At 59.9% G+C, this 14510-nt stretch carries 11 protein-coding genes; all 11 read right to left on the reverse strand.

Features of this window, described 5'->3' with window-relative positions; translation table 11 throughout:
* Window positions 1-11: 11 nt before the first annotated feature.
* A complete protein-coding gene (gene eno, locus KGA98_RS11720) occupies window positions 12-1301 on the reverse strand; it encodes a phosphopyruvate hydratase (RefSeq protein ID WP_056720952.1) in 1290 nt (429 codons plus the stop codon).
* A gap of 156 nt (window positions 1302-1457) precedes the next feature.
* On the reverse strand, window positions 1458-2303 hold the full coding sequence (kdsA, locus tag KGA98_RS11725) for a 3-deoxy-8-phosphooctulonate synthase (protein WP_223502383.1): 846 nt from the start codon (window positions 2301-2303) through the stop codon (window positions 1458-1460).
* A 5-nt stretch (window positions 2304-2308) separates the two neighbouring features.
* Window positions 2309-3940, reverse strand: coding sequence for a CTP synthase (locus KGA98_RS11730; RefSeq protein ID WP_057716161.1), 1632 nt, complete (start codon window positions 3938-3940; stop codon window positions 2309-2311).
* 274 nt (window positions 3941-4214) lie between these two features.
* The gene (tilS, locus tag KGA98_RS11735; protein WP_223502384.1) at window positions 4215-5543 is read right to left on the reverse strand and encodes a tRNA lysidine(34) synthetase TilS; all 1329 of its coding nucleotides are present in this window, start codon (window positions 5541-5543) and stop codon (window positions 4215-4217) included.
* Window positions 5544-5676: 133 nt separating this feature from the next.
* Entirely contained in the window at window positions 5677-6624 is a 948-nt protein-coding gene (locus tag KGA98_RS11740; RefSeq protein WP_223502385.1) for an acetyl-CoA carboxylase carboxyltransferase subunit alpha, read from the reverse strand.
* A gap of 139 nt (window positions 6625-6763) precedes the next feature.
* Window positions 6764-10285, reverse strand: coding sequence for a DNA polymerase III subunit alpha (gene dnaE / locus KGA98_RS11745; protein WP_057716164.1), 3522 nt, complete (start codon window positions 10283-10285; stop codon window positions 6764-6766).
* A 76-nt stretch (window positions 10286-10361) separates the two neighbouring features.
* Window positions 10362-10988: a ribonuclease HII gene (gene rnhB / locus KGA98_RS11750; RefSeq protein WP_223502399.1), complete on the reverse strand. Its 627-nt coding sequence runs from the start codon at window positions 10986-10988 to the stop codon at window positions 10362-10364.
* A gap of 11 nt (window positions 10989-10999) precedes the next feature.
* The gene (gene lpxB, locus KGA98_RS11755) at window positions 11000-12130 is read right to left on the reverse strand and encodes a lipid-A-disaccharide synthase (RefSeq protein WP_223502386.1); all 1131 of its coding nucleotides are present in this window, start codon (window positions 12128-12130) and stop codon (window positions 11000-11002) included.
* Between the two features lie 2 nt (window positions 12131-12132).
* Window positions 12133-12909 carry an acyl-ACP--UDP-N-acetylglucosamine O-acyltransferase gene (gene lpxA / locus KGA98_RS11760; RefSeq protein WP_057716167.1) on the reverse strand — a complete coding sequence of 259 codons (777 nt, stop codon included), beginning with the start codon at window positions 12907-12909 and terminating at the stop codon, window positions 12133-12135.
* Window positions 12906-13346 carry a 3-hydroxyacyl-ACP dehydratase FabZ gene (gene fabZ / locus KGA98_RS11765; protein ID WP_007978374.1) on the reverse strand — a complete coding sequence of 147 codons (441 nt, stop codon included), beginning with the start codon at window positions 13344-13346 and terminating at the stop codon, window positions 12906-12908. Before fabZ ends, lpxA begins: the two co-directional genes overlap by 4 nt.
* 108 nt (window positions 13347-13454) lie before the next feature.
* The gene (gene lpxD, locus KGA98_RS11770; protein WP_223502387.1) at window positions 13455-14510 is read right to left on the reverse strand and encodes a UDP-3-O-(3-hydroxymyristoyl)glucosamine N-acyltransferase; all 1056 of its coding nucleotides are present in this window, start codon (window positions 14508-14510) and stop codon (window positions 13455-13457) included.

Consider the following 14510-nt stretch of genomic DNA (forward strand, 5'->3'; position numbering starts at 1 on the left):
TCGATTTCCGCTTAACCGCGGAACTCGCTGCGACCGTTGTACTTGGCTTTGCCGTTCAACTGCTCTTCGATACGCAGCAGTTGGTTGTACTTGGAAACGCGGTCGGAACGGCACAGGGAGCCGGTCTTGATCTGGCCAGCCGAGGTGCCCACGGCCAGGTCGGCAATGGTCGAGTCTTCGGTTTCGCCGGAGCGGTGCGAGATCACTGCGGTGTAACCGGCGGCCTTGGCCATCTGGATGGCTTCCAGGGTTTCGGTCAGGGTGCCGATCTGGTTGAACTTGATCAGGATCGAGTTGGCGATCTTCTTGTCGATGCCTTCTTTCAGGATCTTGGTGTTGGTAACGAACAGGTCGTCGCCTACCAGCTGAGTCTTCTCGCCGATCTTGTCGGTGAGGATCTTCCAGCCAGCCCAGTCGGACTCGTCCAGGCCATCTTCGATGGAGATGATCGGGTAACGCTCGGTCAGGCCTTTGAGGTAGTCAGCGAAACCTTCGGCGGTGAACACCTGGCCTTCGCCGGACAGGTTGTACTTGCCGTCTTCGTAGAATTCGCTGGCTGCGCAGTCCAGGGCCAGGGTCACGTCGGTGCCCAGCTTGTAACCGGCGTTGGCCACGGCTTCGGAGATCACTTTCAAAGCGTCTTCGTTGGAGGCCAGGTTCGGCGCGAAACCACCTTCGTCACCGACGGCAGTGCTCAGGCCACGGGCCTTCAGCACGGCTTTGAGGTGGTGGAAAATCTCGGTGCCCATGCGCAGACCTTCCGAGAAAGACTTGGCGCCAACCGGCTGAACCATGAATTCCTGGATGTCGACGTTGTTATCGGCGTGCTCGCCGCCGTTGATGATGTTCATCATCGGAACCGGCATCGAGTAGACACCCGGGGTGCCGTTCAGGTTGGCGATGTGAGCGTACAGCGGCAGGTCCTGGTCCTGTGCTGCTGCCTTGGCCGCGGCCAGGGAAACGGCGAGGATCGCGTTGGCGCCCAGGGAACCTTTGTTTTCAGTACCGTCGAGCTTGATCATTGCCAGATCGAGCGCTTTCTGGTCGCTTGGGTCCATGCCTTTCAACAGGTCGCGGATCGGACCGTTGATGTTGGCTACGGCCTTCAGAACGCCCTTGCCCAGGTAACGGCTCTTGTCGCCATCGCGCAGCTCGAGCGCTTCACGCGAGCCAGTGGAAGCACCGGACGGCGCGCAGGCACTGCCGATGATGCCGTTGTCGAGAAGCACGTCCGCTTCCACGGTGGGATTGCCACGGGAGTCGAGAACTTCACGACCTTTGATGTCGACGATTTTAGCCATTGTTGTAAACACTCCAAAGTTGACGAAAACGACGCAGCTGTAGGAAATCTTTGATCGTCGGCAAGTGAGGTGCAGCGGGCAGTCTTGCAGACGACAAGGCTCAGGCCCGAGGGCCTGAGCGTTAAATCGTGCGGTACTTTACCGGAGAATTGAGGATTACGCGGTTTCTACCGTCGGAAAACTCTTCACCAGTTCGTCCAGGGCTTTGAGCTGGGCCAGGAATGGCTCCAGTTTGTCCAGACGCAAGGCGCAAGGGCCGTCGCATTTGGCGTTGTCCGGATCCGGGTGGGCTTCCAGGAACAGGCCGGCCAGAGACTGGCTCATGCCGGCTTTCGCCAGATCCAGGACCTGGGCGCGACGACCACCAGCGGAATCAGCACGACCGCCCGGCATTTGCAGCGCGTGGGTCACGTCGAAGAACACCGGGTATTCGAACTGCTTCATGATGCCGAAGCCGAGCATGTCGACGACCAGGTTGTTGTAACCGAAGCTCGAACCGCGCTCGCAGAGGATCAACTGATCGTTACCCGCTTCCACGCACTTGTTCAGGATGTGTTTCATTTCCTGGGGGGCGAGGAACTGGGCTTTCTTGATGTTGATCACGGCGCCCGTTTTGGCCATCGCGACCACGAGGTCGGTCTGGCGCGACAGGAATGCCGGCAACTGGATGATGTCGCAGACTTCAGCGACGACCGCGGCCTGGTCAGGCTCGTGGATGTCGGTGATGATCGGCACGCCGAAGGCTTGCTTGATGTCCTGGAAGATGCGCATGCCTTCTTCCAGGCCAGGACCACGATAGGAGGTCACAGAAGACCGGTTGGCCTTGTCGAAACTGGCCTTGAACACGTAAGGGATACCGAGCTTTTCGGTGACCTTCACATACTCTTCGCAAACCTGCATGGCCATGTCACGGCTTTCCAGCACGTTCATGCCGCCGAACAGCACCATGGGCTTGTCGTTGGCAATCTCGATGTCGCCGACGCGGATGATCTTCTGTGCCATCGGGGTTACGCCTTCTTCTGGTGTTGAGCCAACGCGGCCTTGACGAAACCGCTGAACAGCGGGTGACCGTCGCGTGGCGTCGAGGTGAACTCAGGGTGGAACTGGCAAGCGACGAACCATGGGTGATCCGGAGCTTCAACCACTTCAACCAGTGCGCCATCACCGGAACGACCGGAGATTTTCAAACCGGCTTCCATGATTTGCGGCAGCAGGTTGTTGTTCACTTCGTAGCGATGACGATGACGCTCGACAATCACGTCCTTGCCGTAGCAACCGTGGACCAGGGAACCCGGCTCCAGCAGGCAATCCTGCGCGCCCAGGCGCATGGTGCCGCCCAGATCGGAGGTTTCGGTACGGGTTTCGACGGCGCCGGTGGCATCTTCCCACTCGGTGATCAGGCCCACGACCGGGTGACCGCTTGCACGATCGAACTCGGTGGAGTTGGCGTCTTTCCAGCCCATCACGTTACGTGCGAACTCGATAACGGCCACTTGCATGCCCAGGCAGATACCCAGGTACGGAACCTTGTTTTCGCGAGCGTATTGAACGGCAGTGATCTTGCCTTCAACGCCACGCAGACCGAAGCCGCCCGGTACCAGGATGGCATCGACGCCTTCGAGCAGCGCGGTGCCCTGGTTCTCGATGTCTTCGGAATCGATGTAGCGCAGGTTGACCTTGGTACGGTTGCTGATGCCCGCGTGACTCATCGCTTCGATCAGCGACTTGTAGGCGTCCAGCAGCTCCATGTACTTGCCGACCATGGCGATGGTGACTTCGTGCTCAGGGTTGAGCTTGGCGTCGACCACGGCTTCCCACTCGGACAGATCGGCACCGCCGCATTGCAGGCCGAAACGCTCGACGACGAAATCGTCCAGGCCCTGGGAGTGCAGGATGCCCGGGATCTTGTAGATGGTATCGGCGTCTTCCAGCGCGATTACCGCACGTTCTTCGACATTGGTGAACTGCGCGATCTTGCGACGCGACGACACATCGATCGGGTGGTCGGAGCGGCAGACCAGCACGTCTGGTTGCAGGCCGATGGAACGCAGTTCCTTCACCGAGTGCTGGGTCGGCTTGGTCTTGGTTTCGCCGGCAGTGGCGATGTACGGCACCAGTGTCAGGTGCATCAGCATCGCGCGCTTGGCGCCGACTTCGAAACGCAGTTGGCGGATCGCCTCGAGGAACGGTTGCGACTCGATGTCACCCACGGTGCCACCGATTTCGACCATTGCCACGTCAGCGTCGCCGGCACCCTTGATGATGCGGCGCTTGATTTCGTCGGTGATGTGCGGGATCACCTGGATGGTTGCACCCAGGTAGTCACCACGGCGCTCCTTGCGCAGGACGTGTTCGTAGACACGGCCCGTGGTGAAGTTGTTGTTCTGGGTCATGGTCGTGCGGATGAACCGCTCGTAGTGACCCAGGTCCAGGTCGGTCTCGGCGCCGTCGTGAGTGACGAACACTTCACCGTGCTGGAACGGGCTCATCGTGCCCGGGTCGACGTTGATGTACGGGTCCAGCTTCAGCATGGTGACCTTAAGTCCCCGCGCCTCCAGGATGGCCGCCAATGATGCCGATGCAATGCCTTTCCCCAATGAAGAAACAACACCGCCCGTGACGAATATGTAGCGCGTCATGAAAAACCCTAGAAGTCTGCGTTAAAGCGGTCCGAGCCGCCGGGGAAAGCGAAGGAAGGCCGAAGCCCCCGATCACCTGCATTAATCACAGTGCACCTTTCGAAAAAACCGCCGCGTTGGGACAGACCGGAAAATGAAACACCGGTTCGTTGCTCGCTACACATTTTTTGGAATCGCCCAGCAAAGACTGCTTGGTAATCGGCAACTCCTGCAATTCAGGCGAATCCACAGAAGTTGTATCAAGAAGGGAGCGTAGTCTACCGGAAAGCCCCTTTCAGCTCAAACCTTGATCTTCGTTCAGTGGCTGCCAATGCAAATGCCAGTCGCCGAGTGCACCACCATCGAGCCCCTTGAGGTTCGCTACCGCCAGCAGTTGCCCGTCTTTGTAGAGCAGCGGCAATCTGCCGCGTACGAAGGACGGTACAGCACTTTCATTGAGCAAACGTTTCAGGTCCCTATGGCCGCGGCCTGACAATGCCATGACCTCTCCCCCTTCACGATAGCGGATATGCAGCGGGCCATCGGGGATTTGCCCGGTCAGCGAAAGCACGCCGTTGCCCGGGATAGCCAGCGGTGAAGCCGGATCCAGCCACACCCCGGCGCCGGGCAGAGGCCTCAGCCAGTGGCCGGACAGCCACCAGATCCGTCCGCCCGCCCGATGCAGTTCGCCATCGGCCAGCCGCCACACCGGGCAGGCATCGCCGGTGGCATCGCGCAAATCCTCCCAACCCGACCAATGGTCAGTGTCCGGCAAGCGGGTCAGCGGTTCGAGCCAATGACTCAAGGCGTTGCGCTGCCGGGCATCAGACAATTGCGCAAGCGGCGCCAGCTCAAGCGAGCGCAAGCCCAGCCAGGCAAACTCACTGGCAGAGCTGGCCTCACGCAAATCCATGTCCGCCAGTTCTTCGAGCAGTCCCTGCGCCTCACTCAAATGCGTCGCGCTGCGGGCCATGGTCGCCACCGCTTGCGGCCAGCGCTGGATCAGCACGGGCAAGACTTGATGCCTAAGGTAATTGCGCGAGTACTGCCGATCCTGGTTCGAGGGATCTTCGACCCAGCTCAAGCCATGCGCACTGGCATAAGCCTCCAACTCAGCCCGCGTGACATCAAGCATTGGCCGCAGCAAATGCCCCTTGCCCAAAGGGCGCTGACGCGGCATCCCGGACAATCCGCGCACGCCCGCTCCGCGCAACAAGCGAAACAGCAGCGTTTCCGCCTGATCATCGCGGTGCTGGGCCGTCAGCAGCACTTCGTTGGCCTGAAGGGCTTCAGTGAAGGCGTGATACCGCGCATCCCGGGCTGCACGTTCAAGGCTGGCACCCGGTTGCACCTGCACGCGAACCACTTGCAGCGGCACGCCCAGCGCAGCGCACACGGCACGACAATGTTCCGGCCACGCATCGGCTACGGCTTGAAGGCCGTGATGCACATGGATGGCGTTGAGCGCCGGCAGGGATTCGGTTTGGGAGAGTGTTGCCAGAAGGTGCAGCAGGACAGTGGAGTCGAGGCCGCCGGAGAAGGCGATGCGCCAGGTCGCAGCATTGCGCCACGAGGCAAGATTCAACAAGAGTCTGGCGGGCAGATCAATATTGGACCGACTCATATCCATCACCTTGCACAAATCAAATGTGGGAGCGGGCTTGCTCGCGAAGGCGGATCAACATTCAACGCACCCGTTGACTGTTATACCGCTTTCGCGAGCAAGCCCGCTCCCACATGGGCACTGCGTGTACGGCTTAGAGACCGTAGCTCATCAGTCGATCGTAGCGGCGCTTGAGCAGCGCGTCGTTATCGAACTTCTTCAGCATCGCCAGTTGCGAGCTCAGTTCGGCGCGAATCGATGCGGCTGCGGTGGCCGGGTCGCGGTGCGCGCCGCCCAGTGGCTCGCCAATCACCTTGTCCACGATACCCAGGCCTTTGAGGCGCTCGGCGGTGATGCCCATCGCTTCTGCGGCATCCGGTGCCTTCTCGGAGGTTTTCCACAGAATCGAAGCGCAACCTTCCGGCGAAATCACCGCATAGGTGGAGTATTGCAGCATGTTCAACTGGTCGCAGACGCCGATCGCCAGCGCACCACCGGAACCACCCTCACCGATCACGGTGGCGATGATTGGGGTTTTCAGGCGGGCCATGACACGCAGGTTCCAGGCAATCGCTTCGCTCTGGTTGCGCTCTTCAGCGTCAATGCCAGGGTAAGCGCCCGGAGTGTCGATGAAGGTCAGGATCGGCATTTTGAAACGTTCGGCCATTTCCATCAGGCGGCAAGCCTTGCGGTAGCCTTCCGGACGCGGCATGCCGAAATTGCGGCGAACTTTCTCGCGCACTTCACGGCCTTTCTGGTGACCGATGATCATCACCGGCTTGTCGTCCAGACGGGCAATACCGCCAACGATGGCAGCGTCGTCGGAGAAGTGACGGTCACCGTGCAGTTCGTCGAACTCGGTGAAGATGTGTTCGATGTAGTCCAGGGTATACGGACGTTTCGGGTGACGCGCCAGACGTGCGATCTGCCAGCTGGTCAGCTTGCCGAAGATGTCTTCGGTCAGCGTTTTGCTCTTGTCCTGCAGGCGGGAGATCTCATCGCCGATATTCAGCGAATTGTCATTACCGACCAAGCGCAACTCTTCGATCTTGGCTTGCAGGTCGGCGATCGGCTGTTCGAAATCTAGAAAATTCGGGTTCATAGGCGTCCGTCTTGGGTCGAGTCCCAAGGGTTCTTGGGCCGGCCGGTTGTCTATTCGCGCCCTACCTTAAGGGACAGGCGCGTTGAGGTCGAGATTAAAAATTCAGGTCAAGGTCAGGGCAATCTGATAGCACTGACCGTCAACGGTATTGGAGGAAGACGTTGTCTCGCCCGAACTGGTCACGCAGGGCTTGAATCAACGCATCCGCCGGATCGATTCGCCAGCCTTCGCCGAACTGCAACAAGGCCTTCGCATCGGGGCTGGTGTAGTCCAGGGTGATCGGGCACGCGCCGCGGTGACGCTTCAACAGTTCACCCAGCCAGCGTAGCTGATCGCCCTTGAGGTCCTTGGTATGCAACTTCAGGCGCAGGCTTTCGGCCAGATTGGTGCGCGCATCCTCCATGCTCATCACCCGCTTGACCCGCAATTTCAGGCCACCGGAGAAGTCGTCGTTGCTGACCTCGCCTTCGACCACCACCATCGCGTCGGTCTGCAACAGCGATTGCGCGGAATGGAACGCCTCGGAAAACAGCGAGGCCTCGATCCGTCCGGAGCGGTCGTCGAGGGTGATGAACCCCATCTTGTCGCCCTTTTTGTTCTTCATCACCCGCAAGGCGATGATCATCCCGGCAACGGTCTGGGTATCACGCGCCGGTTTCAGGTCGATGATGCGCTGGCGGGCGAAGCGACGGATTTCACCTTCGTACTCGTCGATCGGGTGACCGGTCAGGTACAGGCCGAGGGTATCTTTCTCCCCCTTCAGGCGCTCCTTGAGGGTCAGCTCCTTGGCCTTGCGGTGATTGGCGTAGACGTCAGCGTCTTCTTCGACAAACAGACCGCCAAACAGGTCGGAGTGACCGCTGTCCTGGGTGCGCGCGGTCTGTTCGGCCGCCTTGATCGCCTCTTCCATGGCCGTCAGCAGCACCGCTCGATTGCGGTCGATGTTGGCCTGGTAGGCTTTCTGCTCGTCGTGGAAGTACGGCCCGAGGCGATCCAGGGCGCCGCTGCGGATCAATCCGTCAAGGGTGCGCTTGTTGATGCGCTTGAGGTCGACCCGTGCGCAGAAATCGAACAGATCCTTGAACGGACCGGCCAGACGCGCTTCGGTGATCGCCTCGACCGGGCCTTCACCCACGCCCTTGATGGCGCCCAGGCCGTAAATGATCCGGCCTTCGTCGTTCACCGTGAACTTGAATTCGGAGGTGTTCACGTCCGGCGCGTCGAGACGCAGCTTCATCGTCCGCACTTCTTCGATCAAGGTCACGACCTTGTCGGTGTTGTGCATATCCGCAGAGAGTACCGCGGCCATGAACGGCGCCGGGTAGTGCGCCTTCAGCCATGCGGTCTGGTACGACACCAGGCCATAGGCGGCGGAGTGGGATTTGTTGAAGCCGTAACCGGCGAATTTTTCCACCAGGTCGAAAATGTTACCGGCGAGGTCCGCGTCGATGTTGTTGGTGGCGCAACCTTCAATGAAGCCACCGCGCTGCTTGGCCATTTCCTCGGGTTTTTTCTTACCCATGGCTCGACGCAGCATGTCCGCACCACCGAGGGTGTAACCGGCCATGACCTGGGCAATCTGCATCACCTGTTCCTGGTACAGGATAATGCCGTAAGTCGGTGCCAGTACCGGCTTGAGGCCTTCGTACTGGTAGTCCGAGTGCGGATACGCCAGCTCGGCGCGACCGTGCTTACGGTTGATGAAGTCGTCCACCATGCCCGATTGCAGCGGGCCCGGACGGAACAGTGCCACCAGTGCGATCAAGTCTTCCAGGCAGTCGGGCTTGAGCTTTTTGATCAGCTCCTTCATGCCCCGGGATTCAAGCTGGAACACCGCCGTGGTTTCGGCTTTTTGCAGCAAGGTGTAGGTCGGTTTGTCATCCAGCGGGATGAACGCGATATCCAGCGGCGGTTCGTTGACCTTGGCACGGTCGCGGTTGATGGTTTTCAGCGCCCAGTCGATGATCGTCAGGGTCCGCAGGCCGAGGAAGTCGAACTTCACAAGGCCGGCCGCCTCGACGTCATCCTTGTCGAACTGGGTTACCAGGCCATCACCGGCTTCGTCGCAATAGATCGGCGAGAAGTCGGTCAGCTTGGTCGGGGCGATTACCACACCACCGGCGTGCTTGCCGACGTTACGCACAACGCCTTCGAGCTTGCGGGCCATCTCCCAGATTTCCGCGGCCTCTTCATCGACCTTGATGAAATCGCGCAGGATCTCTTCCTGCTCATAGGCCTTTTCCAGGGTCATGCCGACTTCGAACGGAATCATCTTCGACAGGCGATCCGCCAGGCCATAGGACTTGCCCTGCACCCGCGCCACGTCGCGGACCACGGCCTTTGCCGCCATGGAACCGAAGGTGATGATCTGGCTCACGGCATTGCGGCCGTACTTCTCGGCTACGTAGTCGATTACCCGGTCGCGACCGTCCATGCAGAAGTCGACGTCGAAGTCGGGCATCGACACCCGTTCCGGGTTGAGGAATCGTTCGAACAGCAGGTCATATTCCAGCGGGTCGAGGTCGGTGATCTTCTGCACATAGGCCACCAGCGACCCGGCACCCGATCCACGGCCAGGACCCACCGGCACGCCGTTGTTCTTGGCCCACTGGATAAAGTCCATCACGATCAGGAAGTAACCGGGGAACCCCATCTGGATGATGATATCCAGCTCGAAATTCAGCCGGTCGACATAGACCTGGCGCTTGGCCTCGTAGTCTTCGGTGGTGTCCTTGGGCAGCAGAACGGCAAGGCGCTCTTCCAGGCCGTCGAAGGACACCTTGCGGAAGTATTCGTCGATGGTCATGCCATCAGGGATCGGGAAGTTGGGCAGGAAGTGCGTGCCCAGCTTCACTTCAATGTTGCAGCGCTTGGCGATCTCGACGGTGTTTTCCAGCGCTTCGGGAATGTCGCTGAACAGCTCGGCCATTTCCTCGGCGCTTTTGAGATACTGCTGATCGCTGTAATTCTTCGAACGCCGCGGATCGTCGAGGGCGCGGCCCTCACCGATGCAGACGCGGGTTTCATGGGCAGCGAAGTCTTCCTGCTTGATGAAGCGCACGTCGTTGGTCGCCACCAGCGGCGCACCGAGCTTCTCGGCCAGGGCCACGGCGCCGTGCAGTTGTTCTTCATCGTTGGGGCGGTTGGTGCGCTGGATTTCCAGATAGAAACGATCCGGAAACACGTCCATCCATTCGCGGGCCAGGGTTTCGGCCTCGGCGGGGTTGCCGCTGAGCATGGCCTGGCCGATCTCGCCTTCTTTGGCCGCCGACAGCATGATCAAGCCCGAGTTGGCTTCAGCAACCCATTCGCGCTCGATGATGATCGCGCCGTTGCGCTGACCATCGATAAAGCCGCGGGAAATCAGCTCGGTGAGGTTGCGATAGCCTTCGGCGTTCATCACCAGCAGGCTGATCCGGCTCAGGGGGTTGTCCGGATCCTTGTTCGACAGCCACAGGTCGGCGCCGCAGATCGGCTTGATCCCGGCACCCATGGCGTTTTTATAGAATTTGACCAGGGAACACATGTTGTTCTGGTCGGTGACCGCCACGGCAGGCATGTTCATGCCCACCAGGGTCTTGACCAGCGGTTTGATCCGCACCAGACCGTCGACCAGGGAGTATTCAGTGTGCAGGCGTAGGTGAACGAATGAAGCCGGCATAGTGATCCTGCGTTAAGTCATGAAAACAACAAGGCCCGGATTGTACCGGGCCTTGAGTAAAACATCAGCCTCGCGACTAACTCTCGATGAGACCTTCCCGTGCCTCATACGCCAGCCGCACCGGGGCAAACGAACGCCGGTGAATCGGTGTCGGGCCAAGACGGGCAAGTGCATCCAGATGAACGGGCGTCGGGTAGCCTTTGTGCCCGCCGATGCCGTAACCCGGGTAGATCAATTCGAACGCGGCCATTTCACGATCACGGCTGACCTTGGCCAGAATCGATGCGGCGGCGATGGCTGGAACCTTGCTATCGCCCTTGACCACGGCTTCGGAGCGCATCGGCAGTTTCGGGCAACGATTGCCGTCGATCATCGCCAGCTTCGGCTGAACGTGCAGCCCGGCGACCGCGCGCTGCATGGCCAACATGGTGGCGTGCAGGATATTCAGTTCGTCGATTTCTTCGACTTCGGCGCGAGCGATGCACCAGCTCAGCGCTTTTTCGCAGATTTCGTCGTAGAGCTTTTCGCGACGGGCTTCGGTGAGTTTCTTCGAGTCATTCAGGCCGAGGATCGGGCGGTTCGGATCGAGGATCACCGCCGCTGTCACCACCGCACCACAGAGCGGACCGCGACCCACCTCATCGACACCGGCAACCAACTCTTCGATTTCAGCGACCAAGGTGAAATCCAGCCCCATCTGCATATTCGTTTTACTCATTTTACTTGGCCGATCAGGTTCAGCACTGCGTCCGCAGCCTGGTTGGAGGCATCCAGACGCAGGGTCCGGTGAATCTCGTCAAAACCGCGGGTCTGCTCTTCCCCATCCTCGATCAGTGGCGACAAGGTCTGGGCCAGCGCTTCGACCGTGGCATCGTCCTGCAACAACTCGGGCACCAACAGACGTTGGGCCAACAGGTTCGGCAACGAAATGTAGGGGCTTTTCACCATGCGTTTGAGAATCCAGAACGTCAGCGGCGCCAGGCGATAGGCGACCACCATCGGTCGCTTGTACAGCAGCGCTTCAAGCGTCGCGGTACCGGAGGCAATCAACACCGCATCGCACGCTGCCAGGGCCAGATGAGACTGCCCGTCGAGCAGGGTCAGCGGCAGATCGCGACCGGCCAACAGTTCTTCGAGCTGTGCGCGACGTTGCGCACTGGCGCACGGCATGACAAACCGCACCCCCGGGCGCAACGCCCGCAGGCGCTGCGCCGTATCGAGAAACAATGAACCGAGCCGGCCAACTTCACCGCCACGGCTGCCTGGCATCAACGCCACCAGCGGCCCGTCAGGCAAACCGAGTTCGGCCCGTGCAGCAGCGCGATCGGCCTGCAGTGGAATGGCATCGGCCAGGGTATGGCCGACGAAACGCACCGGCACGCCTTTCTCTTCGTAGAATCTGGCTTCGAACGGGAACAGCGTGAGCATCAGGTCGCAACCTTCGCGAATCTTCAGCACGCGTTTCTGCCGCCAGGCCCAAACCGACGGGCTGACGTAATGCACCGTCTTGATCCCGGCCTGGCGCAGCTTGAGTTCGATATTGAGGTTGAAGTCCGGCGCGTCGATACCAATGAATACATCGGGTTTCGCGTCGATCAGGTCGGCGACCAGCTTCTTGCGCCGAGCCAGCAACTCGCGCAACCGGCCCAGCACTTCCACCAGGCCCATGACGGACAGACGCTCCATCGGGAAATACGAGGTCAGGCCTTCAGCCTGCATCAACGGACCACCGACACCGATGAACTCGACCGCCGGGTGGCGAGCCTTGAGCGCGCGCATGACACCCGCACCCAGAATGTCACCGGAAGCCTCACCTGCTACCAGCGCAATACGCAGATTGGCCATGGTTAGCGGGTGATGCCGCGGGTCGAAGACTGGATGGAGTCACGGAACACCGCTACTTCCGGGAACTGCGCAGAAGGCTCCGCCAGTTCGGCGAGCGCCTGCTCCACGGTCAGGCCCTGGCGGTACACCACCTTGTAGGCACGACGCAGCGCGTGGATCGCATCTTCGCTGAAGCCCCGACGGCGCATGCCCTCGAAGTTCATGCTCCGGGCTTCGGCAGGGTTGCCGAACACCGTGACATACGCAGGAACATCCTTGCCGATCGCTGTACCCATACCTGAAAAGCTGTGGGCGCCAATGTGGCAATACTGGTGAACCAGGGTAAAACCGGAAAGAATCGCCCAGTCTTCCACATGCACATGGCCCGCCAGTGCGGTGTTGTTCACCAGGATGCAATGGTTGCCGATAACGCTGTCGTGGCCTATGTGGGCATAGGCCATGATCAGGTTGTGGTCGCCCAGGGTCGTTTCCGAGCGGTCCTGGATGGTGCCACGGTGAATCGTCACGCCTTCACGGATGACGTTGTGGTCACCGATCACCAGGCGGGTTTCCTCGCCCTTGTACTTCAGGTCGGGTGTGTCTTCGCCCACCGAGGAAAACTGGTAGATGCGATTGTGCTTACCGATTCGGGTCGGGCCCTTGAGAATCACGTGTGGCCCGATGACTGTCCCCTCGCCGATTTCCACACCTGCGCCGACGATCGACCACGGGCCGACCTCGACGCCGTCAGCCAGAACGGCTGTCGGATCGATGATTGCACGAGGGTCAATCAAACTCATAGCTTGCGTTCCGCACAGATGATTTCAGCCGAGCAGACAGGCTTGCCATCGACCGAAGCCTGGCACTCGAACTTCCAGATCTGACGCTTGCAGCTGATGAACTTGGCCTCAAGGATCAGCTGATCGCCCGGCAAAACCGGCTGGCGGAAGCGCAGCTTGTCGGACCCGACGAAGTAATAGAGCGTGCCGTCAGCCGGTTTCACGTCGAGCATTTTGAAACCAAGGATCCCGGCAGCCTGAGCCATTGCCTCGATGATCAATACGCCCGGCATGATTGGATGCGCAGGGAAGTGACCATTGAAAAACGGTTCGTTGATGCTGACATTCTTGTAGGCGCGAATGCGCTTGCCTTCAACATCCAGCTCCACTACCCGGTCCACCAGCAGGAACGGGTAACGGTGAGGCAGGTATTCGCGAATCTCGTTGATGTCCATCATTTCGGGGGGAAGCCTATGTAAAGATTGGGAGCGCGCGACTGACACACGCCCCTCTAGCAAATCAAGCAGGCCGTCTAACGGCTGTGCACACTTGATATGGAAATGGTATCAGCCATCTGATGAAGCATTACCGTCAGGGGTCACTTCCCCTACACGCTTTTCCAGCTGTCGCAGGCGCCGCGCGATGTCATCGAGCTGACGGATGCGAGCCGCGCTTTTGCGCCATTCGGCTGCTGGCTGCATTGCCGTTCCGGAAGAATAGGAACCCTTTTCGGTAATCGAGTGGGTCACCATGGTCATCCCGGTGATGAAAACGTTGTCGCAAATTTCGATATGCCCCACCAGCCCTACACCGCCAGCGAGCATGCAATGCTTGCCGATTTTGGTGCTGCCGGAGATCCCGACGCAGGCGGCCATGGCGGTGTGATCACCGACCTGAACGTTGTGGGCGATCTGGATCTGGTTGTCGAGCTTCACACCATTACCGAGAACGGTATCGGCCAATGCGCCGCGGTCGATAGCGGTATTCACGCCAATCTCCACATCGTCACCGACCAACACACCACCGATCTGGGCAATTTTCTGCCAGACACCTTTCTCATTGGCAAAACCGAAACCTTCGCCGCCGAGCACGGCACCCGACTGAATGACCACACGCTTGCCGATGCGCACGTCGTGATACAGCGTGACCCGCGGGGCCAGCCAGCCGCCTTCGCCAATTTCGCAACGGGCACCGATGAAGCAATGCGCACCGATGGTCACACCCGCAGCAATACGTGCCGCGCTTTCGATCACCGCAAAGGCACCAATACTCGCAGCCGGGTCAACCACCGCGTCCTCGGCCACAACGGCTGTCGGGTGAATGCCGGCAGCCGCTTTCGGCTTTGGATCGAACAGGTGGGAAACACGCGCGTAGGCCAGATACGGATCAGGCACGATCAGTGCATTACCGGCAAAACCTTCGGCATCAGCAGCCTTCAGTAACAGAGCTGCGGCCTGGCTATCTGCCAGGTACTTACGGTATTGAGGGTTTGCGAGAAAGCTCAACTGAGCTGGGCCAGCCTCTTGCAAAGTGGCTAGCCCAGTAATTTCTTTCTCCGGGTCGCCACGTAGCGTGGCGCCGAGGAACTCGGCCAATTGGCCGAGCTTTATAGTCGCTGTCAT

Origin of the sequence: Pseudomonas sp. BF-R-24 (genome assembly GCF_019947335.1) — a bacterium.
Lineage (GTDB): Bacteria > Pseudomonadota > Gammaproteobacteria > Pseudomonadales > Pseudomonadaceae > Aquipseudomonas > Aquipseudomonas jessenii.

Bases quoted from the DNA above. Each gene is read 5' to 3' on its own strand.
- tilS (WP_223502384.1), bottom strand. From the start codon at position 5,543: ATGAGTCGGTCCAATATTGATCTGCCCGCCAGACTCTTGTTGAATCTT.
- rnhB (WP_223502399.1), bottom strand. From the start codon at position 10,988: ATGCAGATGGGGCTGGATTTCACCTTGGTCGCTGAAATCGAAGAGTTG.
- KGA98_RS11740 (WP_223502385.1), bottom strand. From the start codon at position 6,624: ATGAACCCGAATTTTCTAGATTTCGAACAGCCGATCGCCGACCTGCAA.
- eno (WP_056720952.1), bottom strand. From the start codon at position 1,301: ATGGCTAAAATCGTCGACATCAAAGGTCGTGAAGTTCTCGACTCCCGT.
- lpxD (WP_223502387.1), bottom strand. From the start codon at position 14,510: ATGACAGCGACTATAAAGCTCGGCCAATTGGCCGAGTTCCTCGGCGCC.
- kdsA (WP_223502383.1), bottom strand. From the start codon at position 2,303: ATGGCACAGAAGATCATCCGCGTCGGCGACATCGAGATTGCCAACGAC.
- fabZ (WP_007978374.1), bottom strand. From the start codon at position 13,346: ATGATGGACATCAACGAGATTCGCGAATACCTGCCTCACCGTTACCCG.
- lpxA (WP_057716167.1), bottom strand. From the start codon at position 12,909: ATGAGTTTGATTGACCCTCGTGCAATCATCGATCCGACAGCCGTTCTG.
- lpxB (WP_223502386.1), bottom strand. From the start codon at position 12,130: ATGGCCAATCTGCGTATTGCGCTGGTAGCAGGTGAGGCTTCCGGTGAC.
- dnaE (WP_057716164.1), bottom strand. From the start codon at position 10,285: ATGCCGGCTTCATTCGTTCACCTACGCCTGCACACTGAATACTCCCTG.
- KGA98_RS11730 (WP_057716161.1), bottom strand. From the start codon at position 3,940: ATGACGCGCTACATATTCGTCACGGGCGGTGTTGTTTCTTCATTGGGG.